General features: G+C 63.5%; 15 protein-coding genes and 1 tRNA gene. 8 read left to right on the top strand and 8 right to left on the bottom strand.

Going from position 1 to position 22,962, the window contains the following annotated elements; all coding sequences use genetic code 11:
- Positions 1–76 precede the first annotated feature (76 nt).
- Positions 77–2,773 (bottom strand): pyruvate dehydrogenase (acetyl-transferring), homodimeric type, encoded by a 2,697-nt coding sequence (gene aceE, locus B0G73_RS07565; RefSeq protein WP_106279419.1) that lies wholly within the window; start codon positions 2,771–2,773, stop codon positions 77–79.
- 275 nt (positions 2,774–3,048) lie between these two features.
- On the opposite strand from aceE, the gene fixL reads away from it, so the two are divergent.
- From fixL to folD, 5 genes are all read left to right on the top strand, one after another.
- The gene (gene fixL, locus B0G73_RS07560; RefSeq protein ID WP_106279776.1) at positions 3,049–5,565 is read left to right on the top strand and encodes an oxygen sensor histidine kinase FixL; all 2,517 of its coding nucleotides are present in this window, start codon (positions 3,049–3,051) and stop codon (positions 5,563–5,565) included.
- Positions 5,562–6,206, top strand: coding sequence for an oxygen response regulator transcription factor FixJ (gene fixJ / locus B0G73_RS07555; protein ID WP_006051254.1), 645 nt, complete (start codon positions 5,562–5,564; stop codon positions 6,204–6,206). The genes fixL and fixJ overlap by 4 nt, the downstream gene beginning before the upstream one ends.
- 563 nt (positions 6,207–6,769) lie before the next feature.
- Positions 6,770–8,155, top strand: a complete 1,386-nt coding sequence (locus tag B0G73_RS07550) for a DUF3300 domain-containing protein (RefSeq protein WP_106279774.1) — start codon at positions 6,770–6,772, stop codon at positions 8,153–8,155.
- Positions 8,156–8,174: 19 nt separating this feature from the next.
- Positions 8,175–9,116, top strand: coding sequence for a DUF2950 domain-containing protein (locus B0G73_RS07545; RefSeq protein ID WP_106279772.1), 942 nt, complete (start codon positions 8,175–8,177; stop codon positions 9,114–9,116).
- Between the two features lie 430 nt (positions 9,117–9,546).
- Positions 9,547–10,407: a bifunctional methylenetetrahydrofolate dehydrogenase/methenyltetrahydrofolate cyclohydrolase FolD gene (gene folD, locus B0G73_RS07540; RefSeq protein WP_106279417.1), complete on the top strand. Its 861-nt coding sequence runs from the start codon at positions 9,547–9,549 to the stop codon at positions 10,405–10,407.
- A gap of 248 nt (positions 10,408–10,655) precedes the next feature.
- Here the strand turns inward: folD and B0G73_RS07535 are convergent, their stop codons facing one another.
- Entirely contained in the window at positions 10,656–11,771 is a 1,116-nt protein-coding gene (locus B0G73_RS07535) for an acyltransferase (protein WP_106279415.1), read from the bottom strand.
- Positions 11,772–12,095: 324 nt separating this feature from the next.
- Between B0G73_RS07535 and B0G73_RS07530 the strand changes: the two genes are divergently transcribed.
- Positions 12,096–14,204: a M3 family metallopeptidase gene (locus B0G73_RS07530; RefSeq protein ID WP_106279413.1), complete on the top strand. Its 2,109-nt coding sequence runs from the start codon at positions 12,096–12,098 to the stop codon at positions 14,202–14,204.
- A gap of 110 nt (positions 14,205–14,314) precedes the next feature.
- Here the strand turns inward: B0G73_RS07530 and B0G73_RS07525 are convergent, their stop codons facing one another.
- Positions 14,315–15,607 (bottom strand): amidohydrolase family protein, encoded by a 1,293-nt coding sequence (locus B0G73_RS07525; protein WP_106279411.1) that lies wholly within the window; start codon positions 15,605–15,607, stop codon positions 14,315–14,317.
- A 216-nt stretch (positions 15,608–15,823) separates the two neighbouring features.
- Here B0G73_RS07525 and B0G73_RS07520 point away from each other — a divergent pair, with 216 nt between their 5' ends.
- Positions 15,824–16,522 carry an aspartate/glutamate racemase family protein gene (locus tag B0G73_RS07520; RefSeq protein ID WP_106279409.1) on the top strand — a complete coding sequence of 233 codons (699 nt, stop codon included), beginning with the start codon at positions 15,824–15,826 and terminating at the stop codon, positions 16,520–16,522.
- 100 nt (positions 16,523–16,622) lie between these two features.
- On the opposite strand, the gene B0G73_RS07515 is transcribed toward B0G73_RS07520, so the two are convergent.
- Together B0G73_RS07515 and B0G73_RS07510 are read right to left on the bottom strand one after the other, a co-directional pair.
- A tRNA-Met gene (locus tag B0G73_RS07515) sits at positions 16,623–16,696 on the bottom strand.
- Between the two features lie 89 nt (positions 16,697–16,785).
- Entirely contained in the window at positions 16,786–17,073 is a 288-nt protein-coding gene (locus B0G73_RS07510; RefSeq protein WP_106279408.1) for a hypothetical protein, read from the bottom strand.
- A gap of 170 nt (positions 17,074–17,243) precedes the next feature.
- Here B0G73_RS07510 and xth point away from each other — a divergent pair, with 170 nt between their 5' ends.
- Positions 17,244–18,020, top strand: a complete 777-nt coding sequence (gene xth, locus B0G73_RS07505; protein ID WP_106279406.1) for an exodeoxyribonuclease III — start codon at positions 17,244–17,246, stop codon at positions 18,018–18,020.
- A 15-nt stretch (positions 18,021–18,035) separates the two neighbouring features.
- Here xth and B0G73_RS07500 read toward each other — a convergent pair whose 3' ends face one another.
- The 3 genes from B0G73_RS07500 to glnL form a co-directional block, all read right to left on the bottom strand.
- A complete protein-coding gene (locus B0G73_RS07500; RefSeq protein ID WP_106279404.1) occupies positions 18,036–20,141 on the bottom strand; it encodes a prolyl oligopeptidase family protein in 2,106 nt (701 codons plus the stop codon).
- Positions 20,142–20,254: 113 nt separating this feature from the next.
- Positions 20,255–21,772: a nitrogen regulation protein NR(I) gene (gene ntrC, locus B0G73_RS07495; protein ID WP_106279403.1), complete on the bottom strand. Its 1,518-nt coding sequence runs from the start codon at positions 21,770–21,772 to the stop codon at positions 20,255–20,257.
- 44 nt (positions 21,773–21,816) lie between these two features.
- A complete protein-coding gene (gene glnL / locus B0G73_RS07490) occupies positions 21,817–22,959 on the bottom strand; it encodes a nitrogen regulation protein NR(II) (RefSeq protein WP_106279401.1) in 1,143 nt (380 codons plus the stop codon).
- Positions 22,960–22,962: the final 3 nt, after the last annotated feature.

The raw sequence follows: 22,962 nt of genomic DNA, 5'->3' as shown, positions 1-22,962 counted from the left end.
CCTGGGCCGCGCACGCGGCCTGCCCCTGCCAACGCAGGAGCGGGCGCGCACGCCATGGCACACGGGGAATGATGCCTTAGACGGTCATCGGGTTGGGTTTGGCGGGATCAAGGTTGTACTTCTTGAGCGCCTCGGCGACTACCTTGCGTTCGATCGTGCCTTCATCTGCGAGTGCATTCAACGCGGCAACCGTGACCCAGTAGCGGTCGACTTCGAAGAAGTGGCGCAGCTTTTCGCGCGTGTCCGAACGGCCGTAGCCATCCGTGCCCAGCACGACGAACTTCTGCGGCACGAACGCGCGGATCTGCTCGGTCAGCGCGCGCACGTAGTCGGTCGAAGCGATGACCGGACCTTGTGCGTCCTTCAGCAGCTTCTCGACGTGCGAGAGCTTCTTTTCTTCGGTGGGGTGCAGCAGGTTCCAGCGCTGCACTTCATGGCCTTCGCGCGCGAGTTCGGTGAAGCTCGGCACGCTCCACAGATCGGCGGCGACGCCCCAGTCGTTCTTCAGCAGGTCGGCGGCGGCGATCACTTCGTTGAAGATCGTGCCCGCGCCCATCAGCTGCACGCGCGGCGCCTTCTTGTCCGCTTCGGCCTTGCGGAACGCGTACATGCCCTTGATGATGTCGGCCGCCACCGAGTCGCCCTGCGGAATCGCCGGGTGCTCGTAGTTCTCGTTCATCACCGTGATGTAGTAGTACACGTCTTCCTGATCCGCGACCATGCGGCGCAGACCGTCCCGCATGATGACCGCGAGTTCGTAACCGAAGGTCGGGTCATAGCTGACGCAGTTCGGCACCGAAGCCGCCCACAGCAGCGAGTGGCCGTCTTCGTGCTGCAAACCTTCGCCGTTCAGCGTCGTGCGGCCGGCCGTACCACCCAGCAGGAAGCCGCGCGAACGCATGTCGCCGGCTGCCCATGCGAGGTCGCCAATACGCTGGAAGCCGAACATCGAGTAGAAGATGTAGAACGGGATCATGATCTCGCCGTGCGTCGAGTACGACGTCGCGGCCGCGATCCAGTCACACATACCACCAGCTTCGTTGATGCCTTCCTGCAAGATCTGACCGGTTTCCGACTCACGGTAGAACATCAACTGGTCGGAATCTTCAGGCACGTACTTCTGGCCTTCCTGATTCCAGATACCGATCTGACGGAACAGACCTTCCATACCGAAGGTACGCGATTCGTCCGGCACGATCGGCACGATGCGCTTACCGAGCGCCTTGTCTTTCAGCAGGATGTTCAGGATCCGCACGAACGCCATGGTCGTGGAGATCTCGCGGCCTTCGCCCGTGCCCTTCAACAGCGGCTCGAATGCCGACAGTTCCGGCACCGGCAGCGACTCGGCCTTCTGGCGACGCGCCGGCAGATAACCGCCGAGGTCCATGCGCTTCTGGCGCATGTACTCGAGTTCCTTCGAACCTTCTTCGAACTTGAGGTACGGCACGTTGACGAGGTCTTCGTCGGCGATCGGCAGGCGGAACTGGTCGCGGAATTTCTTCAGCTGATCCACGTGCAGCTTCTTCTGCTGGTGGGTGATGTTCATCGCCTGGCCGGCTTCGCCCATGCCGTAGCCCTTGATCGTCTTCGCGAGAATGACGGTCGGCTGCCCCTGCGAATTCGACGCTTCCTGGAACGCCGCGTAGATCTTGTGCGGATCGTGGCCGCCTCGGTTCAGGTTCCAGATTTCCTCGTCGGACCATTCGGCGACCAGCGCCTTCAGTTCCGGCGTATTGAAGAAGTGTTCGCGCACATACGCGCCCGACTCCGACTTGTACGTCTGGTATTCGCCGTCGACCACTGCCATCATGCGGCGCATCAGCGCGCCCGACTTGTCGCGTTGGAACAGCGCATCCCAGCGGCTGCCCCAGATGACCTTGATGACGTTCCAGCCGGCGCCGCGGAATTCGCTTTCCAGTTCCTGGATGATCTTGCCGTTACCGCGCACCGGACCGTCGAGGCGCTGCAGGTTGCAGTTGATCACGAACACGAGGTTGTCGAGCCGTTCGCGGCCGGCCATGCCGATCGCGCCGAGCGATTCCGGCTCGTCCGTTTCGCCGTCGCCGAGGAAAGCCCAGACCTTGCGGCCGTCGGTCTTCGCAATGCCGCGCGCCTGCATGTACTTCATGAAGCGCGCCTGATAGATCGCCATGATCGGGCCGAGGCCCATCGAGACGGTCGGGAATTGCCAGAAGTCCGGCATCAGCCACGGGTGCGGGTACGACGAGATGCCCTCGCCGCCCACTTCCTGCCGGAAGTTGTCGAGCTGGTTCTCGGTCAGGCGGCCCAGCAGAAACGCGCGCGAATAGACGCCCGGCGACGAGTGGCCCTGCACGAACACGAGATCGCCGCCATGTTCAGCGGACGGCGCATGCCAGAAGTGGTTATAGCCGACGTCGTAAAGCGTGGCGGCGGAGGCGAACGAGGCGATGTGGCCGCCGACATTGGTGTCCTTGCCGGCGCGCAGCACCATCGCGATAGCGTTCCAGCGCGTGTACGAGCGAATGCGGTGTTCGATGTCCTGATCGCCGGGGATCTTCGCCTGACGCGAAACCGGGATCGTGTTGATGTACGGCGTGTTGGCCGAGAACGGCAGATGTTCGCCATGCACGCGCGCGAATTCAATCTGTTTCTCGATCAGGTAGTGAGCACGATCGGGGCCCACAGCAGAAATCACGCCATCCAGCGCTTCAAGCCATTCGCCGGTTTCCTGGGGATCGTCGTCTTTTTCAGCAGCGACATATTTCATGACTTCGTCGGGTACAGCGGACATGCTCGTCTCCTGGATGTAGAGGAACGCTCTTTGAACAGACGACGCGGACGAAGCACGGCCGCGGCAGCTTCGGCCGATTGTAATAAGGGTCCCGACGTCAGCGCAACAAAATTTTCGAATTGCGAGATCGAATCTCATAATGCGGAAAATTGTTGCGGCGCAACCTGATTTGACTGCCGATCGACGGATACGCTGGCTAGTTTGCGCCGATTAATGGTCCTTTCCGCGCTTTTTTGCGCCATTTGCTAGCTTCACGCTGCGCTACAATGCCACGCATGTTGACCGAACGGCTTTTCGCACGCTCGGCGCGCACCGCCGGTTCGCCGACGGATTCGACGCCGTCCTCCCGCTGGCACCATGGACCATGGTGGTCCAATTCCTATTTGCTCACGCCGCTTCTGTCGATCCTGGTGTTTCTGGTCGTCATGAGTCTGATTTTGTGGAGCCTGAACCGGCGCGAACAGCAACAGCAGGAAGACACGCTTTACCGTAACGTCGCGTGGGCACAGCAGCAGATCCGCCTGTCCATGACCGGCGCGCAGGAACAGATCCAGGCGCTCGCGCGCGATCTGGTTGCCGGCCGTGCCGATCCGCACTCGCTCCAGGTGTCCACCACGGACATCATGCAGGGGCATCCCGAGATCCTCTACATGAACTGGTATACCAGCGCGCAGCAACCGCGCTGGCCCAATACCGCGCTGCCCGTGTTCGGCCAGCGTCTGGCCAAGCCGAACGACGCGCAGATGGACGAAGCCGTCAAAGCCGCCTTCACCGAAGCGCGCAACACGCGCCGCCAGGTGTATTCGCCGCTCATCTACGACGACCTCGGCAACGGCTACATCACGCTGCAAACGCCGGTGTTCCGCGACCGCGACTTCCTCGGCACGATCGCCGCGGTGTTCTCGGTGGAAGGCATTCTCAAGCACGACATTCCGCCCGAGTTGTCCGCCAAGTACAAAATCTCGATCATCGACGTGAACAATCGCGAGTTGACCACCACGTCGACCCGCCCGCGCCTGCCGCGCGACATGTTCTACGACCTGCCGCTCGACCCGCCGGGCCAGGGCGTCTCGGTGCGCGTCTACGCGTTCCCGCAGATGACCAACTTCACCAACAACACACTGGTGTGGCTGGTGGCCGGGCTGTCCTGTTTCGTGCTGTGGAGCCTGTGGAGTTTGTGGAAACACACGCGGCAACGCTTCGAAGCGCAGCAGGCGCTATATGCCGAAGCGTTCTTCCGCCGCGCGATGGAAAACTCGGTGCTGATCGGTATGCGCGTGCTCGACATGCATGGGCGCATCACCCACGTCAATCCGGCCTTTTGCCGCATGACCGGCTGGGACGAAAGCGATCTGGTCGGCAAGAACGCGCCGTTCGCCTACTGGCCGCGCGACGCTTACCCCGAAATGCAGCGCCAGCTCGACATGACACTGCGCGGCAAGGCGCCCTCTTCCGGCTTCGAATTGCGGGTGCGCCGCAAGGACGGGTCGCTGTTCCACGCTCGCCTCTACGTGTCGCCGCTGATCGACAGCTCGGGCCGCCAGACCGGCTGGATGTCGTCGATGACCGACATCACCGAGCCGAAACGCGCGCGCGAAGAACTCGCCGCCGCGCACGAGCGCTTCACCACGGTGCTCGAAAGTCTCGACGCCGCCGTCTCCGTGCTGGCCGCCGACGAAGCCGAACTCCTGTTCGCCAACCGCTATTACCGGCATCTGTTCGGGATTCGCCCCGACGGGCATCTGGAATTGGCGGGCGGCGGGTTCGATAGCGCACAGGCGTCGTCCGATTCGATCGATATGGTGGACACATACGCTGGCCTGCCCGCCGCCGCGTTGACCGAAAGTACCGCGGATGCGCAGGAAATTTACGTGCAGAGCATTCAGAAGTGGTTCGAAGTGCGCCGCCAGTACATCCAGTGGGTGGACGGCCACCTCGCGCAGATGCAGATCGCGACCGACATTACGACACGCAAGCAGGCGCAGGAACTGTCGCGCCAGCAGGACGAGAAGCTGCAGTTCACCAGCCGCCTGATGACGATGGGCGAAATGGCGTCGTCGCTCGCGCACGAACTGAATCAACCGCTCGCCGCGATCAATAACTATTGCTCCGGAACTGTGGCGCTGGTTAAATCCGGTCGGACGACGCCTGACAATCTGCTGCCCGTGCTCGAAAAAACCGCCCAGCAGGCGGTGCGCGCCGGCATGATCATCAAGCGCATTCGCGAGTTCGTGAAGCGCAGCGAGCCGAAGCGGCAAGCCACGCGCGTCGCCGATATCGTGGCCGACGCCGTGGGCCTCGCCGAGATCGAGGCGAGGAAGCGCCGCATTCGCATCGTCACGGATCTGCGCTCGCGCCTGCCGGTAATCTACGTCGACCCGGTGCTGATCGAGCAGGTGCTGGTCAACCTGCTGAAGAACGCCGCCGAAGCGATGGCCGAAGCCCGTCCGAATGCAGTCGATCCAGTGATCCGCGTCGTCGTGCGGCTGGAAAGCGGGTTTGTCTGCATCAGCGTCGTCGACCAGGGGCCGGGCGTCGACGAAGCAACAGCCGAGCGGCTGTTCGAACCGTTTTACAGCACCAAGTCCGATGGTATGGGCATGGGGCTGAACATTTGCCGTTCGATTATCGAATCGCACCGCGGTCGTCTGTGGGTGGTCAACAACGTCGAATCCGATGGCCACATCACAGGCGCCACGTTCCATTGCAGTCTGCCTATTGGAGAGCCTGATGGCCCGAGCAACGGCGGGGCACAGGCGCCGACACCACAAACCGTTACGGGAGAGCTATGAACAGCCCAGTCACCACACAGGAAACTGTCTTTGTCGTCGATGACGACGAGGCCGTGCGAGATTCGCTGCGCTGGCTGCTGGAGGCGAACGGCTACCGCGTGCAATGCTTCTCCAGCGCCGAGCAGTTCATCGACGCATGGCAGCCGCATCAGCATCCGGGCCAGATCGCGTGCCTGATTCTGGATGTGCGGATGTCCGGCATGAGCGGGCTCGAGTTGCAGGAACGCCTGATCGCCGACAACGCGTCGCTGCCGATCATCTTCGTGACGGGCCACGGCGACGTGCCGATGGCCGTGTCCACGATGAAAAAAGGCGCGATGGACTTCATCGAAAAACCGTTCGACGAAGCCGAGTTGCGCAAGCTGGTCGAGCGCATGCTCGACAAGGCGCGCAGCGAAAGCACCAGCGTGCAGCAGCAGCGCGCCGCGGCAGAACGTCTCGGCAAGCTGACCGCGCGTGAGCATCAGGTGCTCGAGCGCATCATCGCCGGCCGCCTGAACAAGCAGATCGCCGACGACCTCGGCATCAGCATCAAGACGGTCGAAGCGCACCGCGCGAACATCATGGAAAAGCTCAACGTCAACACGGTCGCCGATCTGCTGCGACTGGCGCTGTCGAACAAGCCACAACCGGCGCAATAAGCTTCGTACGGCGGCGAATCTCCCGAAGAAGGGCCCTTTGGGGACCTCGCCGCGAGACTGGAAGTGACTGTGCACCAACGGCCGGACTATCCCAATGTCCGGCCTGTTTCGCCCTCTTTTTCCCCGCCTTCCCTCCTCTCCATTGCACGGCAATCAACGCTAAACGCGTTATATCGACGCACCCGGCGTGCGCACGATACTACGCATTACTCAGCAATTGCTTACACTAATCCGCAACGGGTTATTTCCTCAGACAAGATTGACCGATTCCGACGCGCCCATTAATTTAGGCAGAACTCCTTAGCAGACATCGCCATGCGATGCTCGACGCTGGAGTGCCATGCTGCGAAACGCCGCATACGGTGTTGCCTGGTATTGCGAAAGAATTGCGATGGCTTGAGCATTTTCCAATGCATCGAGTCGTGTCGACCTCATCGTCCAACCACACACCGGACGCCGGCCCAACGCGTCATTTCCTCGCCGTATTCCTTCGCGGCGAAGCGACGCAGCCCGCGTTACGCACCGACATCTCGTCGTATAAATCCCACGGGGAGGAATTCATCGTGAAACGATCCGGAGCACACGCCATGCGTGTGTTGCTTGTTTGCGCCGTTTTTGCGGGAGCGCCGCTATTGGTCGGACTGGCCGCGCCGAACGCCGTCCATGCGCAAGGTGGCGCAAAGATATCGAGCCAGCAGCTCGATTCGCTGGCCGCCCCTATTGCTCTTTATCCGGACGCGCTGCTCGCCCAGGTGCTGATGGCGTCCACTTTTCCGCAAGCCGTGCAGGCCGCCGCCATATGGTCCAGAGCCAACTCCACGCTGCAAGGCGACAGCGCCGTCAAGGCAGTCGCGTCAGAGCCGTGGGACCCGAGTGTGCAGTCGCTGGTTGCCTTCCCTCAAGTGCTCGCCACCATGGCCTCGAAAGCGGATTGGGTCACGCAACTCGGCAGCGCGTTTCTCGCCCAGCCCGGCGACGTGATGGACTCCGTGCAGCGTCTGCGCAGGCAAGCACAGGCGGCCGGCAATCTGAGGACGACGTCGCAGCAAACGATCGTGGTCGAACAGAGCACGATCCAGATCGTGCCTGCCAATCCGCAAGTGGTGTACGTGCCGACCTACAACCCGACGGTGGTGTACGGCGTGTGGCCCTATCCCGCGTATCCGCCGGTGTATGTGCCGCCGCCGCCCGGTTATGTGATCGGCACCAGTTTCTTCGCGGGCCTCGCGTTCGGCGCCGGCATCGCGGTGGCGAACGCGCTGTGGGGCGGCTTCGACTGGCACTCGCATGACGTCAACATCAACGTGAACCGGTACAACAATATCAACGTGCACAACCGCCTCGACGTGAACGGCCGCACGACGAACTGGAACCGCAATGCCGACGTCAATCGCAACATCGGCGGCGCGAATGTCAATCGCGGCTTGAACAACGTAGGCAGCGCCCAGCGCGATGCGTATCGCGCACGCGACGACGCCCGCGCCCGGGCGCAGCACACGCTGCAAAGCCGCACGGGCCAGAACCTCGGTGGCAGCGCGAGTCAGCGTGTGCAAGGGATCCATCACGGCGGCACGGCGAACGTCGATTTGCAGAAGCGCGTGCAGAACGTGAATCGCGACAACGCGCTACGCAGCGCCGGCGACGGCAATGCGGCGCGCCAGGACGCCCGGCGCGGCCAGGCGAGCCGCGACGCGCTCGCCGGCAGCGGTGGCCAGCAACATGCAAGTGGAGCGAATGGCGACGGTCTGCGACGCACGAGCGGAGGTCCTGGCGCGAACGGCGGCGATCCGCAACAACGGGCGAGCGGAGGTCTTGGCGCGAATGGCGGCGGGGTCCAGCGCAGCGGCGGCATGAGCGGCGGTGGTGGCGGAGGTCCAGGTGGCGGTGACGGAGGCCGCGCCCTGGGCGGTGGCGGCGCAGGCGAACATCACCTCGGCCGCGGCCGTTGAACAAAAAGGAGCGAGTTCGATGATGCATCTATTCTCACGGGGCACACTGCGCGCCCATGCTCTGACGCTTGCTATCGTGCTCGGCACCACCGGTACACTGCTGCTTGCGCCGGTTCTGCTGATCAGCGCGATCCCGGCCCATGCGCAGGCGGTCTATCCGAGCGCGGACGACGCCGCCAACGCCTTCGTCGAAGCCCTCGCCCGCAACGACGAAGATGCGCTCAAGCGCGTGCTCGGCAGCGACTTTCATCGTTTCATTCCAACCGAAGACGTCGGCGAGGACGACATCTACCAGTTCCTCGGCGAATGGTCGAAAAACCATCAGATCGTCGAGGATCCGATCATGGACAACGGGCTCGCCACCGCGCATCTGACGGTCGGCTACAGCGGCTGGACGTTGCCGATTCCACTCGTGCACGCGCGCAACGGCTGGCGTTTCGATCCGCCGGCGGGACGCGACGAGATGCTGACACGACGCATCGGCCGCAATGAACACGCCGCGATCCTGACCTCGCTCGCCTATCTCGATGCGCAATACGACTATCACAACCTGACCCGGCACTACGCACAGCGCTTCGTCAGTACGCCGGGACAGCACGACGGCCTGTACTGGACGACGGCGCCCGGCGAAGCGGAAAGCCCGCTTGGTCCGCTCGCCGTCACCATGCGCGACGGCACGCAGCCGGAAAACGCGTATCACGGCTATCACTTCCGCATTCTCACCGCGCAAGGGGCGCACGCGAAAGGCGGCGCGAGGAACTACGTCGATAACGCCGTGCTGAGCAAAGGATTCGGATTGATCGCCTCGCCGGACGACTATGGCAAGACGGGCGTGATGAGTTTCATCGTCAACCAGGACGGGCAGATCTATCAGAAGAACCTGGGGCCACGAACCGCCCGCGCGGCGGCGGCGATTACATCGTTCGATCCGGACTCGGGTTGGCAGGCGGTCCAGCCGTAGCGGCTGCGTTCGACGGCTTCGCTCGTGGCTTGGCTTGCCTTGCCTTGCCTTGCCTTGCCTTGGATTGCTTGCCCTGCTTTGCCCGCCGCACCAAGCCGCGGGCGCGGTCCTCAGCATGCACCTGCCGGCGGCCGCCCCCCTCCCCCGATGCCGCCGTCCGAACCGCGCGCCAGTGCGCACCATGGTGCACCATGCGCAAGGCAAGCGGCACCCGCGCCCGCTGCGCTCCGTTGCGCCGCGCCCGTAATCCCCACGCAGCGCCCCAGGCAGGGCCGGTATAATGTCGCACTTTGCAGCGCCGCTTAACCCCGATTCGCGCCGCGCGCTTTTCACGTGCCGACCCATTCCCGTTGAAAAGCGCCATCGCGCGCGGCATGCACAAGCGTCTGCGCGCTGCCCCGCTTCCCAAACTGCCCATCTCGACCCGACCATGACTGCCAAACTGATCGACGGCCTAGCCCTTTCCAAGACCCTGCGCGCCGATGTCGCCGCGCGCGCCGCCGCCCTCACCGCCCGCGGGCATCAGCCGGGCCTCGCGGTGGTGCTGGTCGGCGACAATCCGGCCAGTGAAGTGTATGTGCGCAACAAAGTGAAGGCGTGCCACGACAACGGGCTCGGCTCGTCGTTCGACCGCTATCCGGCCGATCTGCCGGAAGCCGAACTGCTCGCGCGCATCGACGAACTGAACCGCGACCCGCGCATCCACGGCATTCTGGTGCAACTGCCGCTGCCGCCGCATATCGACAGCCACAAGGTGATCGAGGCGATCGCGCCGGAAAAGGACGTGGATGGTTTTCACGTCGCCAACGCGGGCGCGCTGATGACCGGCCAGCCGTTATTCCGTCCGTGCACGCCGTACGGCGTGATGAAAATGCTCGCCGCTTACGAGATTCCACTGCGAGGCGCGAACGCGGTGGTGATCGGTCGCTCGAACATCGTCGGCAAGCCGATGGCGTTGCTGCTGCTCGAAGCCGGGGCGACCGTCACGATCTGCCACAGCAAGACGCGCGATCTGGCCGCTCACACGCGCAACGCGGATGTCGTCGTCGCCGCCACCGGCTTGCGCAACATTCTCACGGCAGAGATGGTGAAACCGGGCGCGGCGGTGATCGACGTCGGCATGAATCGCGACGAAGCCGGCAAGCTGTGCGGCGACGTGGATTTCGCGGGCGTCAAGGACGTGGCCGGCTACATCACGCCGGTGCCGGGCGGCGTCGGCCCGATGACCATCACCATGCTGCTCGTCAATACGATCGAGGCCGCCGAGCGCGAAGCGGCAGCGAACGCGTAAAGCGGTAGAAGAAAGGCCGGCGAAGCGTCTTCGCCGGCTTCGCGGACTTTACGGCCTTGGCGTCGTGCCAGGTATCGACATTCGTCGGCGCTAACGCGAGCCACAGTTCTCAGCGTTCGCATCGATCGCCTGAACGCCGGTGAAGCGCCCTCGCCGCCTTCGCGATCTTGCTGCCTCGGCGTCTTGCCAAGGTATCCGCATCCATCGGCGCCGCGCTCGCCTCATACGTCAGCGCATCTCACCAGATCTCAGCGCACGGCCTGATCGCCAGCCGGCATGCCCGCGGCCAGCGGCGTCGAGGGCCGCGCCAGACGCCCGCGACACCACTTCAGCACCGGCCGCTCCGCGAAGTGCCACGACAGCGCCGCGCATAGCAGAATGACCGGCGCAGCGATCAGCACGGCCGTCACATGGCTCAACTGCGGCGCGATGTTCGCGACGCATTGCTGCACCATGAAGCCATACAGATAGATGCCGTACGAATAATCGTGACGCGGCACGAAGCGTCGCAGGAGCGACGTGGTGCCGATCCACAGCACGCCATACACGAAGGCTAGATAGAACAGCGGCTGCGCGCCGGCGGTGTCGCGGAACACCAGAAACACCATCGTGAACGCCAGCGCGGTCAATCCGTTGATGTCGATCCGTTCACGCCAGCCATACAGCAGCATGCCCAGCATGAAAAACGGCTCCGGCCAGAACGAATAGTCGTCGGGCGTTTCGCTGAAATCGCGCAAGCCGATCTGCCAATGCGCGTGATCCACATGCAGCATGAAGAAGGCGCAGCCGAGCGCGGCCGCGACCACCACACCGCGCGAGCTGGACAGCAAACCCACCATGCCGGTCAGGAGCACGAGCAGATAGCAGCGCACTTCGACTGGCAGCGTCCAGAGCGGTCCGCAGATGTCGATCGGATAGCGGTTGTGCTCGAACACGCCGGGCAGCGCCCAGCCGGCCGAGCGCACGATGGTCGAGAAGTTGTCCAGATTGGCCCACGTCATACCGGAAGCGAAATACTCACGCAGCGGCAGCGTCGTGAAAAGCGGACCGACGATGAACACCGTCACCAGCGACCCGGCCGCCACCGCCGGCCAGATCCGCGCGATGCGCAACACGGCGAAGCGCGGCACGGACCGCTGCCGGTCGAAGCTGGCGGTCACCAGCATGCCGCTCAGCAGAAAGAAGGCGTAGACGCCCAGCGCGCCGAAACCGTCGAAACCCAGCGCGTTCTGGACCCAGTCCGTGCTGCCGTCGGGCGCCTGAAGCACATACGAATGGCCATACACGACGGCAATGGCGGCAAACAGCCGCACCAGATCGAAATTATTGCCCTTGTGCGCGAGAGCGTCCGAAAGCGGATTCATCTGTACCTCTTTGCAAAAAACGCCGCCGACCGAATGCGACGCTCCACATTGCCGCATAGCAGCAATCGAAACCGTGCGCTTTCGCACAGAGCACAACGGCGAATTTCGGCGCGCGGGGCGCTCGGCTGCGATGTCGCGCTCGCGCACAGGGCCGCGACATCGGATAATTTGTCTGCCGACGGATTGGAATCAACGCGCCCTGCCCCAATAATGTCTGTATCGGCTGTTATGGGGCGTGATAGCGCGCGCCCCGAAGGCAGTCCCCTCGGGGGCCGCCCGTCGATGCACCGATTACCCGTTCACCCGCGTCAGACAGGAAGCCTCATGTCCACTACCGCCTCGAATCACGACAATCCGCTCCTCGATTTCTCCGACCTGCCGCGCTTTGGCGAAATCCGCCCCGAACACGTCACGCCCGCCCTCGATGTGCTGCTCGCCGACGCGGCCGCCGCCGTCGAGCGCGCTGCCCAGCCCATCACGCCCGCCTCGTGGGCCGACGTGGTCGAGCCGGTCGAGCGCGCCACCGAACCGTTGTCGCGCGCGTGGAGCGTGGTCGGCCATCTGAACGCGGTTGCCGACACGCCCGAATTGCGCGCCGTGTACGGCGAGAATCTGCCGCGCGTGACCGAGTTCTGGTCGAGCGTCGGGCAGAATCTCGCGCTATACGAGAAGTACAAGGCGTTGAATGCCAGCGTCGAGTTCGAATTGCTGACCGGCGAGCGCAAGAAGATCCTCGGCAATGCGCTGCGCGATTTCCGCCTGTCCGGCGCGGAATTGCCGGAAGACCAGAAGCCCCATTTCGCCGAATTGCAGGAACGCCAGGCGGCGCTCTCGAAAGCGTTTTCCGATCACGTGCTCGACGCGACCAACGCTTACGCGTATATCGTCGAAGCCGGCAATGAAGCCGAACTGGCCGGCCTGCCCGAAGACGTGATCGAAGGCGCGAAGGAAGCGGCCGAACGCGAAGGCAAAACCGGCTACAAGTTCACGCTGCACTTCCCGTCGTATTTCCCGGTCATGCAGTACTCGGAAAATCGTCCGATGCGCGAAGCGATGTATCGCGCCTATGTCACGCGCGCCTCCGAGCTCGGCCCGCAATACGGCAACGGCAAGCCCGAGTGGGACAACACCGCCGTGCTCGCGGACCAGCTGAAACTACGCGCCGAAGAAGCGCATATGCTCGGCTTCAACAATTTCGCCGAAGTCTCGCTCGCGCCGAAAATGGCCGAGTCGCCCGCCCAGGTCATGAGCTTCCTCGAAGATCTCGCCACGCGTGCGCGTCCGCATGCCGAGCAGGACTGGAAAGAACTGCGCGAGTTCGCCGCCAACGAACTGGGCATGACCGAGCTGCAACCGTGGGACATGACGTTCGCCGCCGAGCGTCTGCGTCAGAAGCGCTATTCGTTCTCGGAGAACGAAGTCAAACAGTACTTCCCGGAAGACGCCGTATTCAAGGGTCTTTTCAAGGTCACGGAGACACTCTTCGGCGTGCGTATCCGTCGCGACGAAGCGGCCGTGTGGCATCCGGACGTGCGCTTTTTCCGCGTCGAGAATCAGGACGGCGGCCTCGTTGCGCAGTTCTACCTCGATCTGTATGCGCGCGAAGGCAAACGCGGCGGCGCCTGGATGGACGACGCGCGCGGCCGTCACAAGCACACGCATGGCAGCGTGCAAACGCCGGTCGCGTATCTGACCTGCAACTTCTCGGCGCCGGTCGGCGGCAAGCCCGCCTGCTTCACGCACGACGAAGTCATCACGCTGTTCCATGAGTTCGGCCACGGTTTGCATCACATGCTGACGCGCGTCGATGAGCTGGGCGTGTCGGGCATCAACGGCGTCGAGTGGGACGCGGTCGAACTGCCCTCGCAATTCATGGAGAACTTCTGCTGGGAGTGGGACGTGCTGAGCGACATGACCTCGCACGTCGAAACGGCCAGGCCGTTGCCGCGCGATCTGTTCGACAAGATGCTCGCCGCGAAGAACTTCCAGAGCGGTCTGGGCACGCTGCGCCAGATCGTGTTCTCGATGTTCGACATGCAGTTGCATACCGGCTTCGACGCGTCCGGCACGAAGAACGCCACCGAGCTCGCGAGCGAAATCAACGAGCGCTTCCATGTCGTGCCGCAGGCACCGTTCTCGCGTTGGCCGAACACGTTCAGCCATATTTTCGCGGGCGGTTATGCGGCCGGCTACTACAGCTACAAGTGGGCTGAAGTGCTTTCCGCCGACGCCTACGCGGCATTCGAAGAAGCGGCGCAAACGGCGAGCGGCAGCGTGCTCGATCAGGCGACCGGCATGCGTTACCGCAAGGAGATTCTGGAAGTGGGCGGCAGCCGCCCGGCGATGGAATCGTTCAAGGCGTTCCGCGGCCGCGAGCCGAATATCGACGCTTTGCTGCGTCACAACGGCATGTCGCCGGGCGCGGCGCATTGATCGGTTGATGCAAGCGTCGGCGCTCTGCATGCGCCGATAAAAGACCGGTGACCTGCGTTATGCAGGCACCGGTTTTTTTGTTTCGCGCGAAGCTCCGAGCCTCGCTGCGATCAGCCGCGATGCAGTTTGAAATCCACTTGCGCGGGCCGGCCTTCGAGCGACAGCGCCGCGCGCGCAGCCGGCGCGCGGCTCACCACCTTGCCGCGGCTCACCACCGCGAGGCGCGCGGCGCGCAAGCGGATTGCTTCCACCGGATCGCGCGCGTCGAGCAGCACCAGATTGGCCGCGCATCCCGGCGCGATACCGTAGTCTTCCAGACCGAGAATGCGCGCGGCGTTCACCGTCACCGCGTCGAAACAGGCGCGCATACCGTCGACGTCCGTCATCTGCGCCACATGCAAGCCCATGTGCGCGACTTCGAGCATGTCGCCCGAACCGAGGCTATACCAGGGGTCCATCACGCAATCGTGGCCGAATGCGACGTTGATGCCGGCCGCCATCATCTCCGGTACGCGCGTCATGCCGCGCCGTTTCGGATACGTGTCGCTGCGGCCTTGCAGCGTGATGTTGATCAGCGGATTCGCGATTGCCGCGACGCCCGACTCGCGCATCAGCGGCAGCAGCTTGCTGACATAGTAGTTGTCCATGGAATGCATCGAGGTCAGATGCGAACCGGTGACGCGCCCGTGCAAACCGAGCCGGTGCGTTTCGGCCGCGAGCGTCTCGATGTGCCGCGACATCGGATCGTCCGATTCATCGCAATGCATGTCGACGCGCAAGCCCTGCTCCGCCGCGTACTCGCACAAGAGGCGCACGGACTGCGCGCCGTCTGCCATGGTGCGCTCGAAATGCGGGATGCCGCCGACCACGTCCACACCCATCGCGATCGAGCGCTTGAGGTTCTCGAAAGCGCCCGGGCTGCGCAGCACGCCGTCTTGCGGAAAGGCCACCAGTTGCAGGTCGAGATACGGCGCGACTCGGCGTTTCACTTCGACCAGCGCCTCGACCGCGAGCAGGCGCGGGTCGCACACATCCACATGGCTGCGGATGGCCAGCAATCCGCGCGCGACGGCCCAGTCGCAATACTGCAGCGCGCGCTCGATCAACGCCTCCTGCGTCAAATCCGGCTTCAGTTCGCCCCACAACGCGATGCCTTCGAGCAGCGTGCCCGACGCGTTCACGCGCGGCAGGCCGTACGAGAGCGTTGCGTCCATATGAAAATGCGGATCGACGAACGGCGGTGTGACGAGCGAGCCCGCGGCGTCGATTTCTTCTCGCGCGGTAGCGGCCAGATTCGGTTCGACCGCAACGATACGGCCCGCTTCAATGCCGATGTCAACCGGCTCTTTATGTTGCGGCGCGGCGCCCGGCGGCAGCATCGCGCGGCGGATGATCAGATCCATCTATCGCTCCCTTTGATCCCGTCCTGATTGATTACGATTCTATCGGCGTCAGAAAGCGCGTGGCGGCGATTTCGTTCGACGTTTTCGTTCGAGGTTTTTGTCTGGGCGTACCGGCGAGCGGCGCACGATCCGTACCGGCAGTGCATGGCGCCGCCCGCCTATACTCGCCGGACAGACGGTCGATGCCGCGCCGTCATCCACTTACGGAGCAGTCATATGAAAACGATCGGCGTGATCGGCGGGATGAGTTGGGAATCGTCCACCGAGTATTACAAGCTCCTCAACCGCCACGCCAAAGCGCGCCTGGGCGGCCACCACAACGCCCGCAGCCTGATGCTCACCGTCGACTTCGCGCCGATCGAAGCGAACCAGCGCGCGGGCGACTGGACCGCGCTCGGCCAGCAGATGGCCGACGCCGCGCGCCAGCTCGAACGCGGCGGCGCCGATCTGGTGATGCTGGCGACCAATACGATGCATCGCGTGTATGAATCGATCGAAGCGGCGATCGACGTGCCCTTCCTGCATATCGCCGATCCGACCGGCAGCGCGCTGCGCGCGGCAGGCGTCGAGCGGGTAGGCTTGCTGGGCACGCGCTATACGATGGAGCAAACTTTCTACACGGGGCGGCTGCGCGAGCGCTACGGCCTCGAGACCGTGATTCCCGACGAAGCCGAACGCGCGGACGTGCATCGCATCATTTACGACGAGCTATGCCACGGCAAAGTGAACGACGCTTCGCGCGCGGTGTATCTGCGTGTGATCGAAGCGCTGGCGGCGCGTGGCGCGCAGGCGGTGATTCTCGGCTGTACCGAGATCACGTTGCTGATCAAGGCGGAAGATTCTGCGTTGCCCGTGTTCGATACGACTGCGTTGCATGCGCAAGCGGCGGTGGAATGGGCGATTGATGCGGAGTGAAGGTGGATGGGCGCGCGTGCTTCAACGCATGCGCACGCGCACGCCGCACAAGTTAAAAAGCCCGCATGGCTTGCGCCAGCGGGCTTTCAACAATGCTCGGTTGCGGGGGTAGGATTTGAACCTACGACCTTCGGGTTATGAGCCCGACGAGCTGCCAGACTGCTCCACCCCGCGTCAGAGAAAACGGATTGTATAGAGATGTTCGCAAGACGTCAAACAATCGCGCGAATTATTTCATGCTCGTGAAATGACGCACACGCGGCTCACAGATCCTGGACCGTCGCGCCTTCCACCTTGCCGTCGATGATGTCCGCGCCGTACTGGCTCGCGCTGCGTTTAGCCACGCCGAAATCGGAGAACGTGAGCGGCAGCACGAGACGAAATACGCGGCTCGCCTTCGAACCGCTGATCGCGCCCGGCCGGCAGACGCGCACCGCGACGTCATAGCCTTCGGAGTGGCGCTTGTGTCCGTCGAACTTGTCGAATGCTCGCGAAAACACCAGCGGGTGCACTTCGAAGTCCTTATAAAGAGCTGGGTAAAGTTCGGCCATGATGCCTCCCCGATGCGCAAAAGCGCGAGTGTGAGTCGTCTCACTATACGCCGCGGCATGAGCGCCTCGCGCTTTTATTTTCGATGCCGCGACAGGACCATTTTCACTGCCGCCTCGTTCGCGCGATAAGATGCGGAACTATCGGAATTACGCAAGAAAAAGAGAATGTCATGAAAATCGCCACCTGGAACGTCAACTCCCTCAAAGTCCGCCAGCAGCATGTGATCGACTGGCTCGAAACCAGCGGCACCGACGTGCTGTGCCTTCAGGAACTGAAGCTGCCCGACGAAAAATTCCCGCGCGCCGAACTCGAAGAGAAGGGCTACCGCAGCTGGTTCGCCGGCCAGAAGACCTATAACGGCGTCGGCATTCTGGTGCGCGGCGGCCTGACGGTCGACGAAGCTAGCATCGTGCGGAATATTCCGGGCTTTGAAGATCCGCAGCAACGTGTGATTGCCGCGACCATCGAAGGCGTGCGCATTATCTCCGCGTATTTTCCCAACGGCCAGGCGCCGGGCACCGACAAGTTCGCGTACAAACTGCGCTGGCTTGCTGCGCTGCACGACTGGATCGCGAGTGAGATGGCACTGCATCCGAAGCTCGCGCTGCTCGGCGACTACAACATCGCGCCGGAAGATCGCGACGTGCACGACCCGAAAGCGTGGGAAGGCCAGAACCTGGTGTCGCCCGAAGAACGCGCCGCGTTCGTGCGGCTCATCGAACTCGGTCTTCTCGACGCATTCCGCCAGTTCGAGCAGCCGGAGAAGCTCTACTCGTGGTGGGACTACCGGATGATGGCGTTCCGCCGCAACGCGGGGCTGCGCATCGACCACATCCTGCTGTCGAAGGCGCTGGCCGACGTGTGTTCGTCGTGCGACATCGACAAGGTGCCGCGCAAGTGGGATCAGCCGTCGGACCACGCGCCGGTCGTCGCGCAGCTCGGCTGATCTTTCCTCACAGCGTCAGGCCTGCGTCGACGGGTTCAACGTACGCCACAGGAATTCGAACACCATCGCATCGTGCTCGGCCTGCTCCAGTTCATCGGAGCCGCCGTGCCCGCCCTCGGTATTCTCCCGATACCACACGTGCTGCGCGCCCAACGCCTGCATATGCGCGGCCATCTTGCGCGCATGACCGGGATGCACACGGTCGTCGGCCGTCGATGTGGTGAACAGCACAGGCGGATACGCGACGTTCGCCGCCACACGGTGATACGGCGAGTAAGCGGCCAGCATGCCTGCTTCGTCGGGCTCGTCGGGGTCGCCATATTCGTCGATCCATGACGCCCCCGCATGCAGCAGATGGTAGCGGCGCATGTCGAGCAAGGGTACCTCGCACACCACGGCGCCGAACAGCTCGGGGCGCTGCACCATGCACGCCGCCACCAGCAGGCCGCCGTTGCTGCCACCCTGAATGCCGAGTTGCGCGGCACTCGTCACGCCCGTGTCGATCAACGCCTCGGCCACCGCGATGAAATCGTCGAACGCACGCTGGCGATGCTCGCCTTGCGCAGCCGTATGCCAGCGCGTGCCGAACTCGCCGCCGCCGCGAATATGCGCGACCACGTACACGCCGCCGCGTGCCAGCCAGCCGATACCTTGCCCGGTGAGATAGCTCGGCAGCAACGGAATCGCAAAGCCGCCGTAGCCGTTGAGCAGGCACGGGCGCGCGTGCTGTTGCGCATCGCGCGGGCCGACAACGGTGTACGGCACGCGCGTGCCGTCCGCGGAAACAGCGTGACCGCGCGTGACGGCGAACTGCGTGGCGTCGAATTGCGTCGGCCAGCGGTCGAGCAATTCCCATTCGCTCAGATCGTCGCGCGCGAGGTCGGCGAGCCAGTAAGCAGGCGGCTGAAGATAATCGTCGGTGTCGACGAACACCTCGTCGTCGAGCGTCGGCTCGACGGGCGACACGTCGGCTTGCGCGTCGTCGCGCGTTGGGAAGACGCGTTGCTGCCAATGCCACGCCTGGTTGTCGGTTTGCGACGGCGTCAATAGCAAGGTCTTGTTCCGCACATCTTCCAGATACGACACGATCAGGTGGTTGAGCGTATGCGTCCACTCGCAGGCCGACGTTTGCGGTGTCGGCGTGAATAGCGGCAGTACGTCGCGCTCGCCGCGCAGGAACGCATCTTCGCGGATCGCCAACAACGCGCCGCCCGGATAGTGCACGCCGTTGCAATCCCAATCGAGCCGCGGCTCGAGCAACAGCCAACCTTGCCAGCCGCTCACCGCGACATGCGACGGCACCTCGTAGCGACGCCATGCGTCGGCGGCCCCGTGGGCGCCATCGAGGTAGTACGTGTGCGAATCGAAGAAGTCGACGCTACTCACCACCGTATGCCGCTGTTCGACCGGATCGTAGTGCGCTTCCACGCCGATATCACCGAACGCGCCCTTGAAGACCACGGGCGCGTCGGCGAGCGCCGTGCCGCGCGTCCAGCGCCGCACTTCGCGCGGATAACCGGAGCGCGTCAGGCTCTTGCGGCCGTTATCCCAGCCGATGTAAAGCGTGTCCCGGTCGATCCACGACGCTGTGTGCTTGCCGGCCTTCGCGATCACAAAACCGTCGTCGACGAAGCGCCGCGCGTCGATGTCGAACTCGCGCACCACGAGCGCGTCCGAGCCGCCCGGCGACAGCGTGATCAGCGCGCGGTCGCCATCGGGATAGAGGATATCCAGTTCCGCGCACACCCAGGGCGTGCCTTCAGCGGCGCCGAGCGCGTCGAAGTCGAGCAGGTTCTGCCACTCCGGTTTGCCGCCACGCCATGCCGCCCACGTCGTACGCCGCCAGATGCCCTTGGGATTGCGCTCGTCCTGCCACAGGTCGTAAGCCCACTCTTTCCAGCGATCGGGAATCACCGGACGTTCGCGCGGCAGATAGGCGTCGGCAAGACGCTGCCTGAGCGAGGCGAATTCCGCGCTGCTGCACCACGCGGCGCGCGTGCGCGCGTTCTGCTGTTCAACCCACGCGAGTGCGTCAGGGTCGTCGAGCGCTTCGAGCGACAGGAAGGGATCGGGGGAAAGCGGCCAGGAGAAAGGAGCGGTGAGAGAGCGAGGTGCGGGCATCGTCGGCTGTCGAATGAAAACAGCGTTGATTATGCCTTGTGGGAGCGCGTGACTCGTTCGACAAGCGAATGAGCGGCGCGGCTCCCGCGCCGCCCCGCTCTGCAATCAGACACTCAGGGCTCGAGATTGAGTTCCTGAATCTTGCGCGTAATCGTATTGCGGCCAATGCCGAGACGCTCCGCCGCTTCGACCTTGCGGCCACGCGTGAAGTCGAGCGCTTCGCGAATCACCGCCGCTTCGAAACGGCGCGCGAGTTCGTCCATGACGTCCGCGGCATTCTCGCGCAACATTCGCGCGACTTCGGTGCGTAAGCCGCCTTCCCAGGCGCTCACGGTAGTCGCGACCGGCATGCCGCCCGCCGCGGCCGGATGCGTTGCCGCGCTTGCGCCGTTGACCGGCACGCCGCCCGCGAGAGTTGCATCACCCGCGCCGATCGCCCCGCCGCCACCGCCGGTCAGATCGCTTACGCCCGCTTGCGCGGGGCCGAGATCAGGCGGCAGGTCCTTGATCTCGATGGTCTGCGCCGGCGCCATCACCGTGAGCCAGTTGGCGAGATTCTCCAATTGACGCACGTTGCCGGGAAACGGCAGCGACGCGAGATAAGCCAGCGCCTCTTCGGACACGCGCTTGGGCTCGACGCCGAGATCGCGCGCGCTCTTTTGCAGAAAGTGCCGTGTGAGCAGCGGAATGTCCTCGCTACGTTCGCGCAAAGCCGGCAAGCGCAAGCGGATCACATTGAGGCGGTGATACAAGTCCTCGCGGAACAGGCCCTGACGCACGCGCGATTCGAGATTCTGGTGCGTCGCCGCGATCACGCGCACATTGGCGCGCAACGGATTGTGGCCGCCCACGCGATAAAACTGCCCGTCCGACAACACCCGCAATAGACGCGTTTGCAGATCGAACGGCATATCGCCGATTTCATCGAGAAACAATGTGCCGTTCTCGGCCTGTTCGAAACGGCCTTGGCGCATGGCCTGCGCGCCGGTAAAGGCGCCGCGCTCGTGGCCGAATAATTCGGATTCCAACAGATCTTTTGGAATCGCGGCAGTGTTCAGTGCAATGAAGGGACCATTCGCGCGTGGGCTATGTCGGTGCAACGCACGCGCGACCAGTTCCTTCCCGGTGCCTGATTCGCCGGTAATGAGCACGGTTGCCGCAGAATGGGACAAGCGGCCGATGGCGCGGAACATATCCTGCATCGCTGGTGCCTGGCCGAGCATTTCCGGTGCTTCGGTAACGCGTTCATCCCACGTCTGTTCGCCGCGCATGCTTTCGTCGACGGCACGGCGGATCAGTTCGACCGCCTTGTCGACGTCGAACGGCTTGGCGAGGTATTCGAACGCGCCGCCCTGGAACGCGGCGACGGCGCTATCCAGATCCGAGAACGCCGTCATGATGATGACAGGCAAGCCCGGCACCTTGTCGCGCACGGTTTGCAGCAATTCGAGGCCGGAGCCGCCAGGCATCCGGATGTCGGACACCAGCACTTGCGGACTCTCATGTTCGAGCGCGGCCGACGCCTCGCGCACGTTCGCGAAGCTGCGAGTCGCGAAGTTTTCGCGGGCCAGTGCTTTTTCGAGCACCCAGCGAATCGATTGATCGTCGTCTACTATCCAGATCGGCTTCATATGGGTCGGTCAGAAGTCTTGAGTACGTTTGAGTACATATGGTGTTAGCAGTCGAGCGGCAGCAGAATCTGAAACTCGGTGTGGCCCGGGCGGCTATCCACTTCGATCAAACCGTCATGCTGTTGCACGAAGGTCTGCGCGAGCGTCAGTCCAAGACCGCTGCCGTCCTCGCGCCCCGACACGAGCGGATAGAAAATGCGGTCACGGATTTCTTCGGGAATGCCTGGGCCGTTGTCAGTGATATGCAAGTCCAGTGCCAGCTTACATAAGCGTTTCGACACCGTAATCTTGCGGGCAATGCGGGTGCGCAATTCGATTCGCGCATCGCCTTGCGAAATACGTTCGCGCAGCGCTTCAGCCGCGTTGCGCACGATGTTTAGCAGCGCCTGGATCAGTTGCTCCTTGTCGCCGCGCAGGTCCGGCACGCTCACGTCGTAATCGCGCTCGATGGTGAGGCCGCGCGGAAACTCCGCGAGAATCACCTGACGCACGCGCTCGCACACCTCGTGAATATTCACGTCGCCGACGATATGCGGATGACGGTGCGGTTCGAGCAACCGGTCGACCAGCGTTTGCAGCCGGTCCGATTCCTTGATGATGACCTGCGTGTACTCGCGCAACTCGTCGCGTTGACGCTCGCCGAGTTCGAACTCCAGCAGTTGCGCCGCGCCGCGAATGCCGCCGAGCGGATTCTTGATCTCATGCGCGAGGTTGCGGATCAGTTGCTTGTTGACCGCCGTGAGGTCGTTGATGCGCTCCTCGCGGTCGGTGCGTAAATGCCGCTCGTTTTCGAACAGTTCGAGCAGCACGTAGTCTTGCGCGCTTTCCAGGAAGCCGACGATCGCATGCACATGCAGCGGCTCGTGGGCCGGCCGCTCGAGCACGGCGTCGAGATGCGTCGCGTGAAAGCGGTGGGCGGCGATCGCGGAGATGGTCGCGACCAGTTCGTCGGCATTCGAGAAGATGTCCGGCCACGCCATTTGCGTCAGTTGCCGGCGCGAGAGCTCCAGCATCGACTCCGCCGACGGATTCGCAAACGCGACGCGCAGCGTGCGCTTTTCGAGCACCAGCACCACTGTCGGCAACGCCTCGAAGCCCGGCAGCAAACCGGAGCTGACGAGTTGAGCGTCGTCCGAGAGCGCCTGCTCGTGTCCTTTCCTTGCCTTGATCAGATTCTTAAGAACCATCTT

The sequence above is a fragment of the Paraburkholderia sp. BL25I1N1 genome (genome assembly GCF_003002025.1).
Lineage (GTDB): Bacteria > Pseudomonadota > Gammaproteobacteria > Burkholderiales > Burkholderiaceae > Paraburkholderia.
This window is presented reverse-complemented; position numbering and strand designations above follow the sequence as displayed.

Coding starts and splice junctions, on each gene's coding strand:
- fixL (WP_106279776.1), top strand. CDS start 3,049: ATGTTGACCGAACGGCTTTTCGCACGCTCGGCGCGCACCGCCGGTTCG.
- ntrC (WP_106279403.1), bottom strand. CDS start 21,772: ATGAAGCCGATCTGGATAGTAGACGACGATCAATCGATTCGCTGGGTG.
- B0G73_RS07535 (WP_106279415.1), bottom strand. CDS start 11,771: ATGAATCCGCTTTCGGACGCTCTCGCGCACAAGGGCAATAATTTCGAT.
- aceE (WP_106279419.1), bottom strand. CDS start 2,773: ATGTCCGCTGTACCCGACGAAGTCATGAAATATGTCGCTGCTGAAAAA.
- B0G73_RS07525 (WP_106279411.1), bottom strand. CDS start 15,607: ATGGATCTGATCATCCGCCGCGCGATGCTGCCGCCGGGCGCCGCGCCG.
- folD (WP_106279417.1), top strand. CDS start 9,547: ATGACTGCCAAACTGATCGACGGCCTAGCCCTTTCCAAGACCCTGCGC.
- glnL (WP_106279401.1), bottom strand. CDS start 22,959: ATGGTTCTTAAGAATCTGATCAAGGCAAGGAAAGGACACGAGCAGGCG.
- fixJ (WP_006051254.1), top strand. CDS start 5,562: ATGAACAGCCCAGTCACCACACAGGAAACTGTCTTTGTCGTCGATGAC.
- B0G73_RS07545 (WP_106279772.1), top strand. CDS start 8,175: ATGATGCATCTATTCTCACGGGGCACACTGCGCGCCCATGCTCTGACG.
- B0G73_RS07500 (WP_106279404.1), bottom strand. CDS start 20,141: ATGCCCGCACCTCGCTCTCTCACCGCTCCTTTCTCCTGGCCGCTTTCC.
- xth (WP_106279406.1), top strand. CDS start 17,244: ATGAAAATCGCCACCTGGAACGTCAACTCCCTCAAAGTCCGCCAGCAG.
- B0G73_RS07510 (WP_106279408.1), bottom strand. CDS start 17,073: ATGGCCGAACTTTACCCAGCTCTTTATAAGGACTTCGAAGTGCACCCG.
- B0G73_RS07530 (WP_106279413.1), top strand. CDS start 12,096: ATGTCCACTACCGCCTCGAATCACGACAATCCGCTCCTCGATTTCTCC.
- B0G73_RS07520 (WP_106279409.1), top strand. CDS start 15,824: ATGAAAACGATCGGCGTGATCGGCGGGATGAGTTGGGAATCGTCCACC.